This window comes from Vibrio ouci, assembly GCF_004551525.1.
Classification (GTDB): domain Bacteria; phylum Pseudomonadota; class Gammaproteobacteria; order Enterobacterales; family Vibrionaceae; genus Vibrio; species Vibrio ouci.
Genome location: NZ_SATR01000007.1, coordinates 133,410 through 151,799, shown reverse-complemented (window position 1 = coordinate 151,799; position 18,390 = coordinate 133,410). Strand labels below are relative to the sequence as shown.

The window sequence follows — 18,390 nt, the reverse complement described above, 5'->3', positions numbered from 1 at the left end:
CAGATGTGGATGAGGGCGATTCGCTTACTTACAGCATTACGACCAATGTAGAAGTGGACGGTTTACCACTTTATCGTATTGATGACACGTCTGGTGAAATTTACCTCACGGATAAAGGTGTCGAGGTCTTTACTAACGATTTCGAAACTGATCCGAACTTGCACAACATTGTGGTGACCGCGACAGACAGTGGTGGCTTAACCGCAACCATCAATGTGAATTTACAAGAAACCGACGTCAATGAAGCACCAACGTCCAATGAGCCTGATGGTGGCTATGTCTTTGAGTATGAGGAAAACAGCGATACTGAAACCTTGCTCGGTACTGTGTCAGCATCCGATGTGGATGAGGGAGATACGCTCACTTACAGCATCACGACCAATGTGGAAGTGGACGGTTTACCCCTCTACCGTATAGATGACTCCTCAGGTGAAATTTACCTKACAGATAAAGGCGTYGAAGTCTTTACTAACGACTTCGAAACCGATCCGAATTTGCACAACATCGTGGTGACCGCGACAGACAGTGGTGGTTTAACCGCAACCATCAATGTGAATCTACAAGAAACCGACGTCAACGAAGCACCAACGTCAAATGAGCCAGACGGCGGCTACGTGTTCGAATATGAGGAAAACAGCGATACTGGAACTTTACTCGGTACAGTGTCAGCATCCGATGTGGATGAGGGAGATACGCTCACTTACAGCATCACCACYAATGTGGAAGTGGATGGCTTGCCACTCTACCGGATAGATGACACCTCTGGAGAAATCTATCTCACAGACAAAGGTGTTGAAGTCTTCACCAATGACTACGAAACCGACCCGAACTTGCACAACATAGTGGTGACCGCGACAGACAGTGGTGGCTTAACCGCAACAATCAATGTGACGTTGCAAGAAACCGATGTCAATGAAGCACCAACCTCAGATGAACCAGAGGGTGGTTATGTCTTCGAGTACGAAGAAAACAGCACTACGGGAACATTATTAGGCACCGTGTCAGATGTGGATGAGGGCGATTCGCTTACTTACAGCATTACGACCAATGTAGAAGTGGACGGTTTACCACTTTATCGTATTGATGACACGTCTGGTGAAATTTACCTCACGGATAAAGGTGTCGAGGTCTTTACTAACGATTTCGAAACCGATCCGAATTTACACAACATAGTCGTGACGGCCACAGACACCGGTGGCTTAACCGCAGCCATTAATGTGAATCTACAAGAAATCGACGTTAATGAAGCGCCAGTGTTTAATGAGCCAGAAGGTGGTTATGAATTCAGTTACAACGAAAACTCGACCGATGACTATGTCATTGGGGTTGTGACAGCTACAGATGAGGATGCTGGTGATGTTGTTAGTTATAGCATCAGTGAAAACATCCAATTCAACGAACTGGATCTGTTTGCGATAAACAGTGAAAGCGGTGCTATCTCGCTCACTGAGGCGGGTGTAGCTGCGTTTACCAACAATTTCGAATCTCTTCCTAATGAGCATACCATCACGGTGGCGGCTACGGATGGCGAGTTAACGACCTTCGTAGACGTTGATCTGTCAGAGTTAGACGTGAATGAGTTACCCGTTACTGAAGACTTTAACGTTGATGCCGGTGACGCGATTATTGTCCCAATTATATTCGACTCTGATGATGAATCTTTAGACCATATCTCAGACGAAGATGACGACTTTAACGGTATCCAACTCAATATCATGATCACCTCATTACCTCAGTATGGCACCTTGCTCTATACCGATGACTTTGGTGAAACTCGTGTTATTACTGAAGCTGATTTGCATGTGCTAAGTGAAGAAATCGATCCAAATAAACTTTTTGATCCTGACAATTTTACCTATGTGCCGGGCGTTGGTGACCCGTTTGAAATGGGGCATAGCGGTGATCCCGCGGATATTGTTCTTGGCGAAGATGGTTTTTATAACTGGGGTGAGTATGTCAGTGATACTGAAAGAGTCATTACTTTAGAAAACGGAAATACCATTGGGGTCAGCATTACTGATAACAATGACAAACCACTGAAACAATACACAGGCGGCCCTGCCCATGTAGGTTGGGGTATTGGTGATACCGATGGTAACGGTATGAACAAGCAAGAGACGCTAAACATTGACCTTAGTAACAATCCTCTGGGGGTCGTGACCTTTGGTCTAGATGGTATGGGCGGTGCGTTTACAGCCAATAGTAATGTTTATGTAGAGGTAACGTATACTTTCGCGGATGGTACAACTCATGTAGAGCAATACCAAAAAGACGTAGGTGATACTGGTAATGACCAGATCCTGTACGAATTTAGTTATTCCTCTCCGGATAACCCAATAGTGTCGATGGAGCTTACTGGTTCAGGGGGTAACTGGGAGCTACGTTATCTATCAGGTACAGAAGATATCACCGAAGACGTCACATTTGATTATGTTGCGGTCGACTCTGAGCTAGCGATAAGTAATGAATCAACGGTGACGATCGATGTTGATGAGTCACCTGAATTTGAAGTCCTATCAGCAGAACTCGGTGATTCACTAGATGCCGATTTGGGTAACCAAATGATGTTGGGGGATGAAAACGCTAACATCTTCACATGGCTAGACTCGACATTGGACAACGGTACTGATGTGGTTGATAACTTTGAGTTAGGTTCAGATCTTCTCGACCTAAGAGGCATCTTAGAAGAGGATGATAACGTACTGGTTGGTGATTTGATTGACTCAATATCAGCGGAAGTTGATGGCGATAACGTTGTGATGACGGTGACGGATGATGGCCGCGAACAGACCATTATCCTAGAAGGTGTGACGGAGGCTTTCGAAGAAGCCGGACTCATTACCGACAACACAATTACCAGTGAATTAGAGATGCTGACTCAGGTGCTCAAAACCGACGTCGCATAACATCAACAAGTAGAATATTAGGCCAGCCAAACGGTTGGCCTTTTTGATATTTAAGTCATTATTTGGGCGTCATTGATGAAAAAATATTGCCAGATGATTTCAAATTATGATAATTTTCGCCGCAATCTCGGAGGAGAGTCGAAAAATCGATATTCTGGGGGATACGCGTAGCAAATATTCGGGCTGAGTATTTTTACGTAGGGTAGGTATCAGCAACCTCTTGTTGTTGATAGACGGGATACTAATGTCACTTGGTGACATGTAAATGGGAAACCCAACATGAACTCACTTAACAAACACACATTAATCAGCTTAGTTCTTCCTCAATGCCCTGTTTTACAAGACAGTTGCATTACTGAACCTTGATCTAACACCTGACATGTAGTCCATCAGTTTGATGGATCGATTTGCTGTACGCGCTATTTAGAAATAACGCGGAATGGCTTGTTGCACCTTCTTGTTCGCAATTTGGCGAAAGAGGGACATATTACATTTCAAGGGATTAAATCATGAGCACAGCCTTTGAAGTCGATAACGCAGTAATCAATGCGGACATCGCAACTCCATTTTTAACTCAGATTCCAGTGGTTGAAGGCCTATATGACCTAACACCGGATCAAATTCTACTCGATCAAGAAATGCACGAATCTGAAGTTCGTTCATACCCACGTCGATTGCCGATAGCAATTAAGCAAGCTTATGGCGCATTGGTTGAAGATACACGTGGTCAGCTTTTCTTAGATTGCCTTGCTGGGGCGGGAACGCTCGCTTTGGGTTATAACCACCCAGAGATCAACCAAGCATTAAAAACGCAATTGGACTCAGGTCTTCCGTATCAAACACTTGATATACCAACAGAAGCAAAAACAACTTTTATCAAGTCTGTGAAGAACTTTTTACCGCAAGAGCTTGCTGCAAATAGCGTTATTCAATTTTGTGGTCCTTCTGGCGCAGATGCAGTCGAAGCGGCGATTAAGCTGGCAAAACAAACCACGGGTCGCAATACCATGTTTGCCTTCCGCGGTGCTTATCATGGCATGACCAACGGTACCATGGGCATGATGGGCAACTTAGGCACCAAAGCGCGCCGTACCGGACTGATGTCTGATGTTCACTTTATGCCATTCCCTTACGACTTACGTTGTCCCTTTGGCTTGGGTGGTGACGAAGGTGCTAAAGCGGGTATCCGCTATATCGAGCGCCTACTCAATGATGACGAATCTGGCATCATGAAACCAGCTGCGATGATTGTTGAACCAGTACAAGGTGAGGGTGGTGTTGTACCAGCTCCTGCTTTTTGGCTGCGTGAATTACGTCGTATCTGTGATGAGCACGGTATCCTTCTGATTTTCGATGAAATCCAATGTGGCGTCGGGAAATCAGGCTACAACTTTGCGTTTGAAGAAGCGGGCATTGTTCCTGATATCTTGTGCTTGTCGAAAGCGATTGGTGGTGGCTTGCCGATGTCTCTATTGGTTATCAATAAAGAGCACGACACGTGGAAGCCAGGCGAACACACAGGTACCTTCCGCGGAAACCAATTAGCAATGATTTCAGGTGCGAAAGCGTTAGAGATCATTGAGCGTGACGACTTGGTTGGTCACGCGAATGTTGCGGGACAGTATTTACGCCATGGCCTAGAAGCAATTCAAAAGCGCGTTAACTGCATTGCAGATGTACGTGGTAAAGGCTTGATGTTAGGCGTTGAGATCCGCAAGCCGGGCACTGAGCTGAATAAGTTCGGGGAGCCTCTCGCAGATGGCGAGCTAACTCTTAAAATTCAGCGCGCTGCATTAGAACGTGGCTTGATGGTAGAGAAAGGTGGTCGTGACGGTTCTGTTATTCGTTTCCTACCTCCTTTGATCATTTCATTTGAGCAAATTGATTTTGCCCTTCGTGTTCTTGAAGACGCGATTCTTGCCGCTGGTGGACAGCGAGTAACACAAGAAGAGTCGAACGAAGCATGGAAACAGCACTTTATTCATGCAGGCGAAGCGGGCAGTGATGAGTTCGCGAAAGTGATGAATCACGCTACGGCGGCAATGAAGTCGGTATTCGAGCAAGTTGACGCGCCATATTCTGGCTTAGAGCCTAAACAGCTAGAGCAAGCGATTAATGCCGTTGACCTAGACAACAAAAATGCTTCACTAGTGGATGTGATTGGCGATACCGCAGAGCTTGTTGCTAAGCATTCCATCATTGTTCAGCACCCTGATTGTATTGCGCATTTACACACACCTCCGTTGATGCCTTCGGTCGTGGCTGAAGCAATGATCGCCGCGTTAAACCAATCAATGGATTCTTGGGATCAAGCGTCTGCTGCAACGTATGTTGAGCAGAAAGTGGTTGATTGGATGTGTGACAAGTATGATCTTGGCACTAAAGCGGATGGCATTTTCACCAGTGGTGGCACTCAAAGTAACCTGATGGGTTTACTGTTGGCACGTGACTGGATTGCGGACAAAGTCGACAATCATTCGATTCAAAAGCTTGGTTTACCTGAATACGCTAAAAATCTCCGTATTCTATGCTCTAAAAAATCCCACTTCACTGTGCAAAAGTCAGCATCTTTGTTAGGATTGGGCGAAAGTGCCGTATGCTGTGTTGATGCTAACTCTAACGGTACAATCAAAGCTGACGCACTTAAAGTTGAAATCGACAGACTTAAGTCTGAAGGTTTGATCCCATTTGCGGTCGTTGGTACTGCTGGTACGACGGATCACGGTGCGATTGACGATCTAGATGCGATTGCTGATCTAGCGTCAGACAATGAACTTTGGTTCCACGTAGACAGTGCTTACGGTGGCGCACTCATTCTCAGCAGCCATAAAGATCGCTTAAAGGGCATTGAGCGTGCGGACTCCGTGAGTGTTGATTTCCATAAACTGTTCTATCAAACAATCAGCTGTGGCGCTGTACTGCTAAAAGATAAAAGCAACTTTAAGTATCTGCTGCATCATGCCGACTACCTAAATCGTGAACATGATGAACTGCCTAACTTGGTCGATAAATCAATCGCAACGACTAAGCGCTTCGACGCTCTGAAAGTCTTTATGACGATGCAAAGTGTGGGGCCATCAACATTAGGTGAAATGTATGATCACTTGCTTGAGCAAACTCAGCAGGTCGCATCTCTAGTGCAGGACCATGAAGGTTTTGAACTTCTCGCGCAACCATCACTTTCTACAGTGTTGTTCCGCGCAACAAATTCTAATGATCAATTAGGAAACAGCGTCACGGACTTAGACGAGCTGAACAAAACTCTAAGATTAGAGGCGCTCACGCGTGGCGTTGCTGTGCTTGGAGAAACAGTAGTAGACGGTAAGTCTGCACTGAAATTTACTATTTTGAACCCGTGTTTAAAGATTTCGGACTTCGAATCTTTGCTAACTAAAATCCATACACTAGCGGCTGAGCTAGCAAAATAAAGGTAACGAAAACGATGGCAATTCTACAGATTGGTGCAGGTGGCGTAGGTTGGGTAGTTGCACATAAAGCAGCACAAAACAACGACGTACTAGGTGATATTACAATTGCATCACGTACAGTGAGTAAATGTGAAAAGATCATCGAATCTATTCAGAAGAAAAACAACCTGAAAGATGCATCTAAGAAACTAGAAGCTCGCGCAGTCAATGCTGACGACGTAGAGGCACTTGTTGCTCTTATTAAAGAAGTTCAGCCAGATCTAGTGATTAACGCGGGTCCTCCATGGGTAAACATGACTATCATGGAAGCGTGTTATCAAGCTAAAGTCTCTTATCTAGATACATCAGTAGCGGTTGACTTATGTTCTGAAGGTCAGCAAGTACCGCAAGCGTATGACTGGCAGTGGGGTTACCGTGAGAAGTTCGCTGAAGCGGGTATCACAGGTATTCTTGGTGCAGGTTTCGATCCAGGCGTTGTGTCAGTATTCGCTGCGTACGCAGTTAAGCATCTGTTCGATGAGATTGATACCATTGACGTAATGGACGTTAACGCGGGTGACCACGGTAAGAAGTTTGCAACTAACTTCGATCCAGAAACCAACATGCTTGAGATCCAAGGTGACTCTTTCTACTGGGAAAATGAAGAGTGGAAACAGGTTCCATGTCACTCTCGTATGCTTGAGTTTGAATTCCCGAACTGTGGCTCTCACAAGGTTTACTCTATGGCGCACGACGAAGTTCGCTCAATGAAAGAGTTTATCCCTGCGAAACGTATTGAGTTCTGGATGGGCTTTGGTGATAAGTACCTAAACTACTTCAACTGTATGCGCGATATCGGTCTGCTTAGCCCAGATCCGCTAACACTGCATGACGGTACGGTTGTTCAGCCTCTTCATGTACTAAAAGCACTGCTACCTGACCCAACATCTCTAGCACCAGGCTACACGGGTCTAACGTGTATCGGTACTTGGGTTCAAGGTAAGAAAGACGGTAAAGAGCGTAGCGTATTCATCTACAACAACGCTGACCATGAAGTGGCGTATGAAGATGTTGAGCACCAAGCGATCTCTTACACAACTGGTGTACCAGCGATCACGGCTGCACTTCAGTTCTTCCGTGGCGAATGGGCAGATAAAGGCGTGTTCAATATGGAGCAGCTAAACCCGGACCCGTTCCTAGAAACGATGCCTAGCATTGGTCTAGATTGGCATGTTCAGGAGCTAGAAGCAGGTCAAGGTTTGCCAGTGATCCATGAGCTGGATAAATAAGAACTGACCTTTGGTTTGATTACTTATTAAAGGGGACAAGGACTGTTCCCTTTTTGGTGATGACTACCTTAAAGTGTTGGTATTATTTAGTTTGATTTTGTAACTCACTGCGTTCGAACAGGACAAAATCAAACTAAATCACACCAACCATATAATTTTTTTCCATCTTTAGATGCTGCTTGAGTGCGTATAGAAATGACATTTAAGAAAGAAGAACTTAAAACCCCATACTTTATGATCAACGAAGATAAGTTGATTGAGAACCTAGAGAAAGCTAAACAGCTCAAAGAGATCTCTGGCGTTAAACTGGTGCTTGCACTGAAGTGTTTCTCGACTTGGGGTGTATTCGACATCATTAAGCCGTACTTAGATGGCACGACAAGTTCAGGCCCTTTTGAAGTAAAACTTGGCTATGAGACCTTTGGTGGTGAAACTCATGCGTATAGTGTTGGTTACAGTGAAGGCGATGTTCGTGAAGTGGCGGAAATCTGTGACAAGATGATCTTCAACTCGCAGTCTCAGCTAGAAGCTTACCGACACATTATAGAAGGTAAGGCATCAATTGGTCTGCGCCTTAACCCTGGTGTGAGCTATGCGGGGCAAGACTTGGCAAACCCGGCGCGTCAGTTCTCTCGCTTAGGTGTTCAAGCTGACCATCTCAAACCAGAAGTATTTGAAGATATTGATGGCGTAATGTTCCACATGAACTGTGAAAACAAAGATGTGGATGCGTTTATCGGCTTGTTAGATTCAATCTCTGAGCAGTTTGGCCAATACCTAGATAAGTTAGATTGGGTCAGCATGGGCGGCGGTGTGTTCTTTACATGGCCGGGCTACGATATTGAAAAGTTAGGTCTAGCACTTAAACGTTTCTCTGATAAACATGGTGTTCAAATGTATTTGGAGCCGGGTGAAGCGATCATCACTAAGACAACTGACCTTGTGGTGACGGTTGTTGATATTGTTGAGAACGTGAAGAAAACAGCGATTGTTGACTCAGCGACAGAAGCGCATCGTCTAGATACGCTGATTTACAACGAGCCAGCATCAATCTTAGAAGCATCAGAAAGTGGTGAGCACGACTACGTAATTGGCTCATGTTCTTGTCTTGCTGGTGACCAGTTCTGCGAAGCAAAGTTTGAAGCGCCTCTAAAAATTGGTCAGCGCTTACATATTCTCGATAGTGCAGGTTACACCATGGTTAAGCTCAATTGGTTTAACGGATTACGCATGCCATCGGTCTACTGTGAGCGCTCAAATGGTGATATCCAGAAGCTAAACGAATTCAACTATTCAGACTTTAAACGTTCACTGTCACAGTGGTCAGTTGAGTAAGTTGCTAATAAAGAATAAGAACCTCGCCATGTGCGAGGTTTTTTTCTACCTAGATTTGAGTATTTTTATCACTAATGTCTAGATATGCCGTATAAAAAGGAAGCGATTGTTCGATTAGTAACCGCATTATTGTCAAGGGATTGTGATGTTTGTTATAGGTGCTTGTTTGGTTAATGAAAGTGATTAATATTGTAGGATAAATATTACGGAAAGCTGTTCTCTATTTGGCCGTTTTCAATGCTTTACAGTGGAATGATAGCGTTGGGCGGTAGTGGCATGGAGAGATCGCTGGTTTGCAAGGAGAGCCAATGAACCCGATTTTATACATTGAAGTAGGTGGAGTACTGTGGCAAGTGCTACCTGACGGTACTTGGCAAAGGATTCCGAGTGATTCTGTAAAAGAAGAGGGCGTCATTGTCGTTACGCAAAGTAGCGAAGCCGATAACGCTGAATTGACTCAAGAAGAAGTTGAAACAATAGAAGAGCAACTTGAGCAAGTTGTCGAACAGCTCTCTCAGTTTGTCAGTCGCCCTCAAGGTAACTCCTCCTCTGATAATGTCGATAGCCAAGGCGCATCTTTTGTCGAATATGTTCAGGCGACCCTCGATGAAACCATTGCTCAAGCCGGCTTTGATACTCGTCCGGATTCTCCTTTCGAAAATGATGACAACATTGATACCCCAGAAGTACTCGACATACTAAGCCAAAATGCTGAACTGACTGTCGATATTCTTGATGGTGGAGATGGTTACGAAAACCGATTTGAAGTCCCTGGTGTCACTATCCAAGGTACGGCTCTTGATGTTAGAGATGGCCGTATCGTCAATCTTACTATTACCGATGTAAATGGTAACAGCGTAAGTGTTACTGCAATTACGCAAGATGAAGCTTATCAAATCGATGGTGTGAACTTATCTAGCCTTGCTGAAGGGCCGTTGACGGTGACCGCAGTGATTGCCGATAACTTTGGCAACAGCATTTTGGCGCAAGATACGACGATTAAAGACACGTTGGCCGAAATTGAGGTGAATTTCGATGGTTTTGGTGATGAGTACTATAACCAGTTTGAAGTCTCAGCAGGTCGAATCGAAGGCACTGTGAGTTTTGTTCAAGATGGTCAACCGATTACCATCAAGATTACTGATAAGAATGGCCAAGTTTTAACCTTCTCTGCTGTCGTCGAAGGCAGCAGCTGGAGCATTGAAAATATAGATTTCTCCGCGTTTGCTGATGGGATACTGACTGTTGAAGCCTCAACCATTGATATTGCCGGCAACCCTGCAACTTACTCAGATACCATCGTAAAAGATGTTGTTGCATCGATCACTGCACAAGTGGAAGACGGCGGTGATAACGTACTTAACTCCACAGAAAAACAGTCGGCCACATTCCGTGGCGTGGTGACTGATGTTGAAGATGGACAAAGTGTCACTGTCGTTATTACTGATAGCTCTGGTGCGACATTGCAGTTTGAAACGGTCGTCGTGTCGGGCGTTTGGGTCGTTGAAAACGTTGATATTAGCGCTTTCGCTGATGGAGTCGTCACCGTAGAGGCTTCAACAGTAGATATCGCAGGCAACCCTGCAACGACGACAGATACCTCTACATCAATTGATACAACGGTACCTACCATTGATATCGATACTCTGACGGGCTTTAGTATTTTAGATTTCCGTACTGGTAACCTGACAACTATGCAGGGCACTACAACAGGTGTTGATGAAGGTTTACCTATCTATATCCATGTTAGCGATGGTGCTAAAACACTGGTCTTTGAAGGTGTTGTTGACGCTTCTGGTAATTGGACCATCACTGACATTGATATCTCTTCGCTTGATTTGAGTAATGCGTGGACGATTGAGGCTCAGGTGTTCAATGCCATCGGTAATGAAGCGATTGACGATATGCCAACCATTGTTTTGCCAGAGTCGCTGTCGTTTGCCGAAGCTGTGGTTGGGATATTTGGTTCTGAGTCTAAAGATTCTGATATCAACGTTGAATTTGCTGATTTTCAGTTTTATAGCGATCAGTCGTTAATTGAAGGGCTGACTTCAAAAGGTTTGGCGATTACGGTTACAGTTGCTGTTGATTCGCAAAGTTTAGAAGGGCGAGACTCCGACGGTAACTTAGTCTTTTCTGCGGCGATTATTGGCGACCAAGTTCGAGTGAGTTTCTTCCAAGCCATCGACCAGGTCGATGGGTTAGACTCGATTCAAACTGCTATTTTGGTGGAGGGTACCCAAACCGATGCGGATGGCACCACTGAAACTGTTATTGCTCACTTGCCTATTACAATTAAGGATTCAGAGCCGTTAGTTTTCGGTGAAACTTATCAAATGGTTGAGGGTACGACGGCGTCAGGCAACTTACTCAATAATGATATCGATCTGGATGGCGATTTGTTTGTCCGACAGGTTGAAGTGGACGGCACGACTAAAGCGGTGACAGAAAGTCAACCTGCCACATTTACCTTAGCAGAAGGTACTTTGACTGTGTTTGCCAATGGTCACTGGACGTTTGTCGCCAATCGAAATCTTGATCACAATAGCCTGCAGAATGTGACGATTAATTATATTGCAGGTGACGCAAGCAATGACTTTGGTGACGCGACCGCTGTCATTAATATTATTGACGGTGAGCAAGGAGCGATTAACGGTGGTAGCACGGTCTCCACTGAAAATAGTCTTGCCGACCGGGACCAAACGCTAGATGCCACCTTCACCGTAACCGCTGGCTCAGATAATCCTGATCCTGCTTCACTTCAGTTTGATGAAAGTACGTTAGCCTTGCTCAATTCGCTAGGGCTAGAATCAACCTTAACACTTAACTCTATCGACTTTGCTTTAAGTGCCGGCAATACCGTTATTACCGCTACGTCCAATGGTAACGTTATCTTTACTCTAACGCTAAGTGGTGTGGCGAGTGGCGATGATGTGACGGCGACTATACAATTGGTACAGTCTGAGCCTATAAGTCATTTACTTTCTAGTGACAACGTCACGTTACCGTTAGTTATTACTGGCAACGATCTGGATGGGACTGAGCTAGACAGTGGCCGCTTCGAGTGGACGATTTCAGACGGCGATGACCCGTTACTGTCCAATGGCACCTCTGTTGCTATAGATGAAACTGAGCTTGCAGCAGGTTCGGTAAGCAAAATAGGGCAGTTCTCGCTAGAGATTGGCAGCGATTATTTAGATTCCGTTTACTTCGATATTGCTGACCAACCAAGCTTTACCAGTGGTGGTATTGATATAATTTATGTGGTCAACGGTGATGGTTCACTCTCTGCGTATACCCAAGATCCAAATGATGCGACTCAACCAGACATTCTTGTATTCACCGTCAGTTTTAGCCAGCCAGCGAATGACCAAGATGCCACGGTTGACTACACCTTCACTTTAGAGCGAGCGTTTGACCAAATTAATGGCACGGATCCGCTACCGATCGTCGTTTCTGCTAAAGATGCGGATGGTGATGTTACCAAGCTAGAGCTAGATATCTCGATTACTGATGGTGGTGATTCTTCAATTGGCACAGGTACGGTGGAGCTCTCGGAAGTGCCTATCGTTGACGGCGTTGCAGCGGGCCCAACCGCTGAAGTCAGCTTTGATGTCAGTTCGGCGTTCGATCCGATTGTCTTCCTCGGTCTGAACGTGGCCACTGGCGATGCAGTGTTAGATTCAAACGGAAATCCACTTACTCAAAACGGTGTTGCGATTACGTGGCGTGACAATGGTGACGGAACGTACGATGCAGTATTATCAAGTGGTGAAGCTGTATTTAATATCTCGCTTCCTGCTGATTTCTTACTCGACCCAGACTCAACCGCTACGATTACCGTCTCGTTAGAACTATACCAGTCTATTGACCATATCGGCGCAGGTAATGATACCGAGTTAACCATCCCAGTACCTGTATACACCGTTGACTCTGATGGCAGCGAGAATGAAGTGACTTCCAACATCAAAATATACGATGGTGTAGGACCGGAGATTAACATTGTTGGCTCGATCTCTGTTGATGAAGATGGATTATATAAAGATAACGAAGATGTAGGCGTTGAAACAACCGCGCCTTCAATTGAGTTCATTGAAGGTTCGGATGATATCGTTTCGATTGATGTCGACTTAACTGCCTTCAATGCGAAAGGCTATACCAGTGGTGGCAGCGCGATCACGTTATCTGATGCCGATGTTGATGGTTGGTATTTTGGTGTCGATGCGTCAAGTAACCCAGTGTTTCAAATTAGGCTTGGTCTAGATGGTAGTGTTGAGTTTATTCTACTTGCACCGCTGGACCACCCAACAGGTCTTGGTGAGAACAACCTTCCGCTTGAATTCCCCATTTCAGTAACCGATGCCGATGGAGATGCCTCTCCATCTGTTGACTATATCGTTAATGTTACCGATGACGTTCCTACGACCGTTGACTCGGATGTTGCCTTGGTAGAGGGGGAGTCGTTATCGGGTAACCTGATCACTGCGGGGAATCGTGTTGGCGCTGATGGCGGTAAGCTTGTCAGCCTAGGGTACGATAGCGATGGGGATGGTAATCCAGAGACCTTCACCTTTATTGATGATGCAACACCTGTCGTCATCAACTTATATAACCCCAATGACACGAGTAATAGCTACGGTACTTTGACGGTCTATCAAGATGGTACCTATACCTTAACAACTAACGCCAGTGTGATGGCCGACCCACAAATCAACGATTTGTTGAATATGACTATCGAAGATTTTGATGGCGATATTGCTTCTAGTGAAGTGACGTTTGTTCTTGGCGATAATAACGGTGTGATTCGTGTTGAAGACGTTGAGATAAGGGAGGATAACTTAGCCACACTCTCAATTACTGTATCAACGGGAGATATTGACCAGAACGAGCAAGTCAGCCAAATCACGATTAGCGAATCTTCACTGCAAGGCGGTCAACTGTTCCTTAACGGTGTACTGCTCGTTGCCGTAAACGGACAAATTGTTTTATCAGGCAGTCAACTTAATGCGAGTAACCCAACGTCAATTGTTCCGAATGGCGATTTAACTTACCTTCCGCCAACTCATCAATCAAACACAACCATCGATATTACCCTTGATGTAGGGGCGACCATTACCAGTGACACGGGTGATCGCGACCTTACGGAAACCATCGAAGTATCGGTACTGCCTGTCGCCGATACACCGGAGTGGGGCGACTCTGTCTTTACCTATGAAACCATTGAAGATGCCGACAGCAGCTTAACGTTAGATATTGCAGCAAACTTGGTGGATGTGGATAGCTCTGAAACGTTGAAATACATCATCAATAATATTCCTGATGGTATTACGATTTTGTTAGATGGCGTGCCGATCACCGAAGGAAAGCAATACTCCCAAGGCAAGTTAAACCAAATGGAGATTGTTGCTGATGCGAACGTCGCAGGCCAATTTACCTTTGACGTCACGGCTGTAGCCATTGAAGATGGAAACAATTTCGCCAGCAATGACGACAAAAAAGCCGATACCACAGAGCAAATCACGGTCAATGTTCGCCCAGATGCGGATGCGCCAACGTTATCGGTTAAAGATATTAAAGGATTAGAAGATGAGGTAATCAACCTTCAGGATTACATCTTCGCTCATCTCACCGATACCGATGGCTCTGAGTCTTTATCTCTAATTATTGAAGTCCAAGACGGTTGGGAAATCGTTGGCGGCTCACTTACTGGCACGAATACCTATGTAGTATCAGCGCAAGATATCGCTGACGGCAACGTGACTCTAATACCAAAAGAGGACATCAGTTCTTTCACCGAAGATTTAGAGATCTATGTGACGGCAATTTCGACCGAGTCGACACAAGATGGTCTTCATCCGTCTAACCCTCAAGCATCAAGCCCGAAGGAGACAATTACCGTCTACTTAAAAGGCATTGTTGACGAGCCTACTGTCGTTGATGGAGGCCAAGGGCGCTGGCAATACGATGATGCTACTAAGGTCATTAGTAACCTTGCAGATCTTTTTGAAGACGAACTGATAGCGCTCGACTTCCTTGTTCAAACTACTGACGATGATGTCTCAGAAGAGATCAACATACTGATCACTAATATTCCTGCAGGCACGGTTCTAGTCGATGCGGCAGGCAACCCAGTTGTTTTGACCATTGCGAGCATTAATGACGTTACTGGACCTGTTTATCAGGTTAGCAATGAAGAGTTAGCGAACCTTTATCTTAAGCCTGTGGGCGACTTTAGTGGTGAGCTTTCATTTGATGTCATTGTTGTTTCTACTGAACCTGATGGTGATTCGGGAGAGTTCCCCCTAACAGTCGAAATGGAAGTGCTGCCTAAAGTAGATCAAGAGGACGGTCAGGTCATTGCGACCAGTGGTGCAGAAGACAGAAGTATTGGCTTAAACCTTACCCCATCAATCAACCAAGACGTCGATGGCAGTGAATCGCTTACCGGTTATACCATCGTTTCGTTAGACCCTGATTTAACGCTCTATTTCGATGGTTCACCGATCACGATTGATGCGAGTGGATTGGATCTCGCGACGTTACTTGATGCGACATCACCGACCTTAGCGGACCTATTAAATAGTGGTCGTTTAAGTGTTGTCGCAACTGAAGATTTAAGTGGTGTTTTCAACATTGGTATTCGATATGAGGTAACGGACACTTCTCCAACCGGTGCAACTGACGTTAAGCAAATCGATGGCTCATTGAGTGTGACAGTCAACCCTAAAGTCGAGCTGGATACGCGTTTAGAAGGCTCTGGCGCTATTTACTCAAGCGATGATGGTTCTGCTGTTGATATCTCTGATGCGGTTACTTTTGTTGATGCTGATTTAGATGGCTCAGAATTCCTCGACTACATCATTATCGTGGTCCCGGATGGCTATAACCTGATCGTTCATCACCCGAATGGCGCGAGCCAAGATGCGGATGGTAACTGGATCATCCCAGCTGATGGTTTAACCAGTGATTCAATTAAAGAGTCGTTCGCACTGATACTCAATGGTGCAACCATCTCTAGTCCACAAGATACGCCGTTACTCGATATTGTCGTGAAAGCGCGAGTGCTTGATGGCGATGACGCTCGTTTTATTGATGCGACATTCCAACTTGAAATCACCGGACATGGTGGCGGTGGTGGTACGTGTTACCCAGTTGAAGCGCCTGGTGACATTCAATCTGGCGATATCAAACAGCCTGAAGGGGATGAAATCGATCTCTCTGGACTGCTTGATAGCAACGTAGCTAGCGATCCTGGTAACGAGCTTTCTTTCTATATTCCAGCAGATTCGTTACCAGAAGGCGTTGAAATCGAAGGGGACGGTGTAACCGCAGAATACGATCGTCTAGGTAATGTTATTGGCTACTCGATCACCGGCGCTGCATTGGAAAACCTAAAGTTAACCGGAGTTGATGAAGATTTCGCTGGTTGCTTAACATTTACGGTGCAGGTAATTGAAACATCGCCGTGTAATGGTAGTACGTTAACGACGGATCAAACCATTACGATTCAAGTGACACCGGTTGTTGATGACATTACGGTTTCGACTGACTCCAATACCATTAAAGAAGATACCGCAACAGATCTAAACCTTGAGTTGATCCTAGGTGACAGTATTGAAGATGGTCAAACCATCACCGGAGAAGGGAACAGCGCAACGGGTAAAGAAACACTGAATTCGTTGACGGTTTCTTTGACGGCTGGAGCAACGTTGGCTGGGCCTGCCGATGTACTACAAAATAACAATGACGGTACTTGGACCATTCTTGACCCAACGCGTTTAAATGAAATTCAGCTGGTGCCACCAGAGCACTACAGCGGAGATATATCGATGACATTTACCGCGAATATTACCGATGCCGCGGATTGTGTTTCTGAGACAGATACACAAGATAAATCGACGACTGTGGTGATTAACGTTGAACCTGTTGCTGACATGGCCGATTTGGTGACTAGCGACGTTTTAGGTAACGAAGATGAATATATCTATCTTGGTTCGATGACAGCGTCACTGGTTGATCAAGATGGCTCTGAGAGTATGTCACTGAGCCTTAAAGGAGTGCCAGAAGGTGCAGTTGTTGTTTATAAAGTGGGCGACAGTTATGTGCTTGCTCCTAACAACGGTGCTGACGGTGGATCATTTAATGGCAAGAGTACCTACGAGTGGCAGCTAGACAGTAGCCGTTTAGGTGACGTTTATATTCTTCCACCGCGAGATTTCAGTGGTGATATTCCACTCTCGTTAGAAGCCATCACCCAAGAGCTTGAAAATGGGGATTTCAATTTCACTCAGTCAGACTTTATTGTCGGTGTTTTGCCAGTGGGCGACAGAGTAGAGTTAGTGGACTTACCTGAGACTATGTCAGGTGAAGAGAACGATGGCTTGCAAATCACACTAGATGCTTCGAGCTTTGAAACATTCAGTGATGAGTACCTAATCATCTCGCTTACTATTAATAACACCTCGGATCCTTCGGCGCTAACAGGACTAGATCAGATTCGTATTGGTCTACAAAGTGGTCTGTTCATCATGAATATTGATGGGAGTGCGACCGCGACCGTCTTAGTTAAAGTGAGTGAAGTGGATAAGATTACCTTCTTCCCAGGTGATGCGTTTGGCGATATGGACGTTACGATAACGGCTGCTACGTATGATGAAAATACGGTATTAGGTAACCTAGAAAGTGATATCGGCGATCCTGTCAGTGAAGACTTAGTCATTACCATTACACCAGAGCCAGATGAGCCGATTCTAACGACTGAGTATGAATCGATTATTGCTGAAGCTGACGGAGATATTCCGCTCGGATTAAGTATGAGTCTGATTAATCCCGCTGATAACGAATCTGGCTTTGTCACTATCTCAGGCCTTCCTTCTGGCTTGGTGCTAAGCGCTGGAACCTTATCTGACGGCAAATATACGGTTTCGATTGATGAGCTGGAAAGCTTATCAATAGTTGATGGGTATAACGGTGCAGTAGATTTTCAGTTGACGATAGAGCCAACGGCGACAATTGGGTCTGCTGAAGCGGCAGGGATCGCGCAAGTTATTGATGTGAGCTTACTTGATGTTACCGACAACACCTATCAAGGTTCGAATGGCGTTAACGATCTCTTTGTGATTAGCAATTCGTCGGGTTCGGATACGATTACCTCTTTTGATTATTCACCAAATAGCGATGCCATTGATATTAGTGCCATTGTTGACACCGTTACGGATGGTGAGCTAACCGATGTTCAGCTTGATGCGCTCATCGATATGAATGACGACAGTGGTAGTGTAACCATACAATTGAAGCCTGATGGTGCAACAACTCAACAAGAGATCGTTTTAGATGGCGTTACTCTTGACGATTTATATGGTGCAGACAGTTCTGCTGCCACTGAAGCGGATATTCTTCAGAAAATGATTGATGACCAAAACCTTATTCTGCAGTAAAGGGATTGAATAGATT

The 18,390-nt window shown here is 45.2% G+C and carries 5 protein-coding genes; all 5 read left to right on the top strand.

Annotated elements, in window-relative coordinates; all coding sequences use genetic code 11:
* A partial coding sequence (locus tag ELS82_RS26275) for a cadherin repeat domain-containing protein (RefSeq protein WP_167489253.1) occupies window positions 1–2,906 on the top strand: 2,906 nt, incomplete at its 5' end.
* A 509-nt stretch (window positions 2,907–3,415) separates the two neighbouring features.
* Window positions 3,416–6,334: a pyridoxal phosphate-dependent class III aminotransferase gene (locus ELS82_RS07115; protein WP_134834874.1), complete on the top strand. Its 2,919-nt coding sequence runs from the start codon at window positions 3,416–3,418 to the stop codon at window positions 6,332–6,334.
* A 14-nt stretch (window positions 6,335–6,348) separates the two neighbouring features.
* Complete coding sequence (locus ELS82_RS07110) at window positions 6,349–7,602, top strand: carboxynorspermidine synthase (protein WP_134834873.1); 1,254 nt, start codon at window positions 6,349–6,351, stop codon at window positions 7,600–7,602.
* Window positions 7,603–7,797: 195 nt separating this feature from the next.
* Entirely contained in the window at window positions 7,798–8,937 is a 1,140-nt protein-coding gene (gene nspC / locus ELS82_RS07105) for a carboxynorspermidine decarboxylase (RefSeq protein WP_134834872.1), read from the top strand.
* A 308-nt stretch (window positions 8,938–9,245) separates the two neighbouring features.
* Window positions 9,246–18,374, top strand: a complete 9,129-nt coding sequence (locus tag ELS82_RS07100; RefSeq protein ID WP_134834871.1) for a T1SS-143 repeat domain-containing protein — start codon at window positions 9,246–9,248, stop codon at window positions 18,372–18,374.
* The last annotated feature ends 16 nt before the right edge of the window (window positions 18,375–18,390 follow it).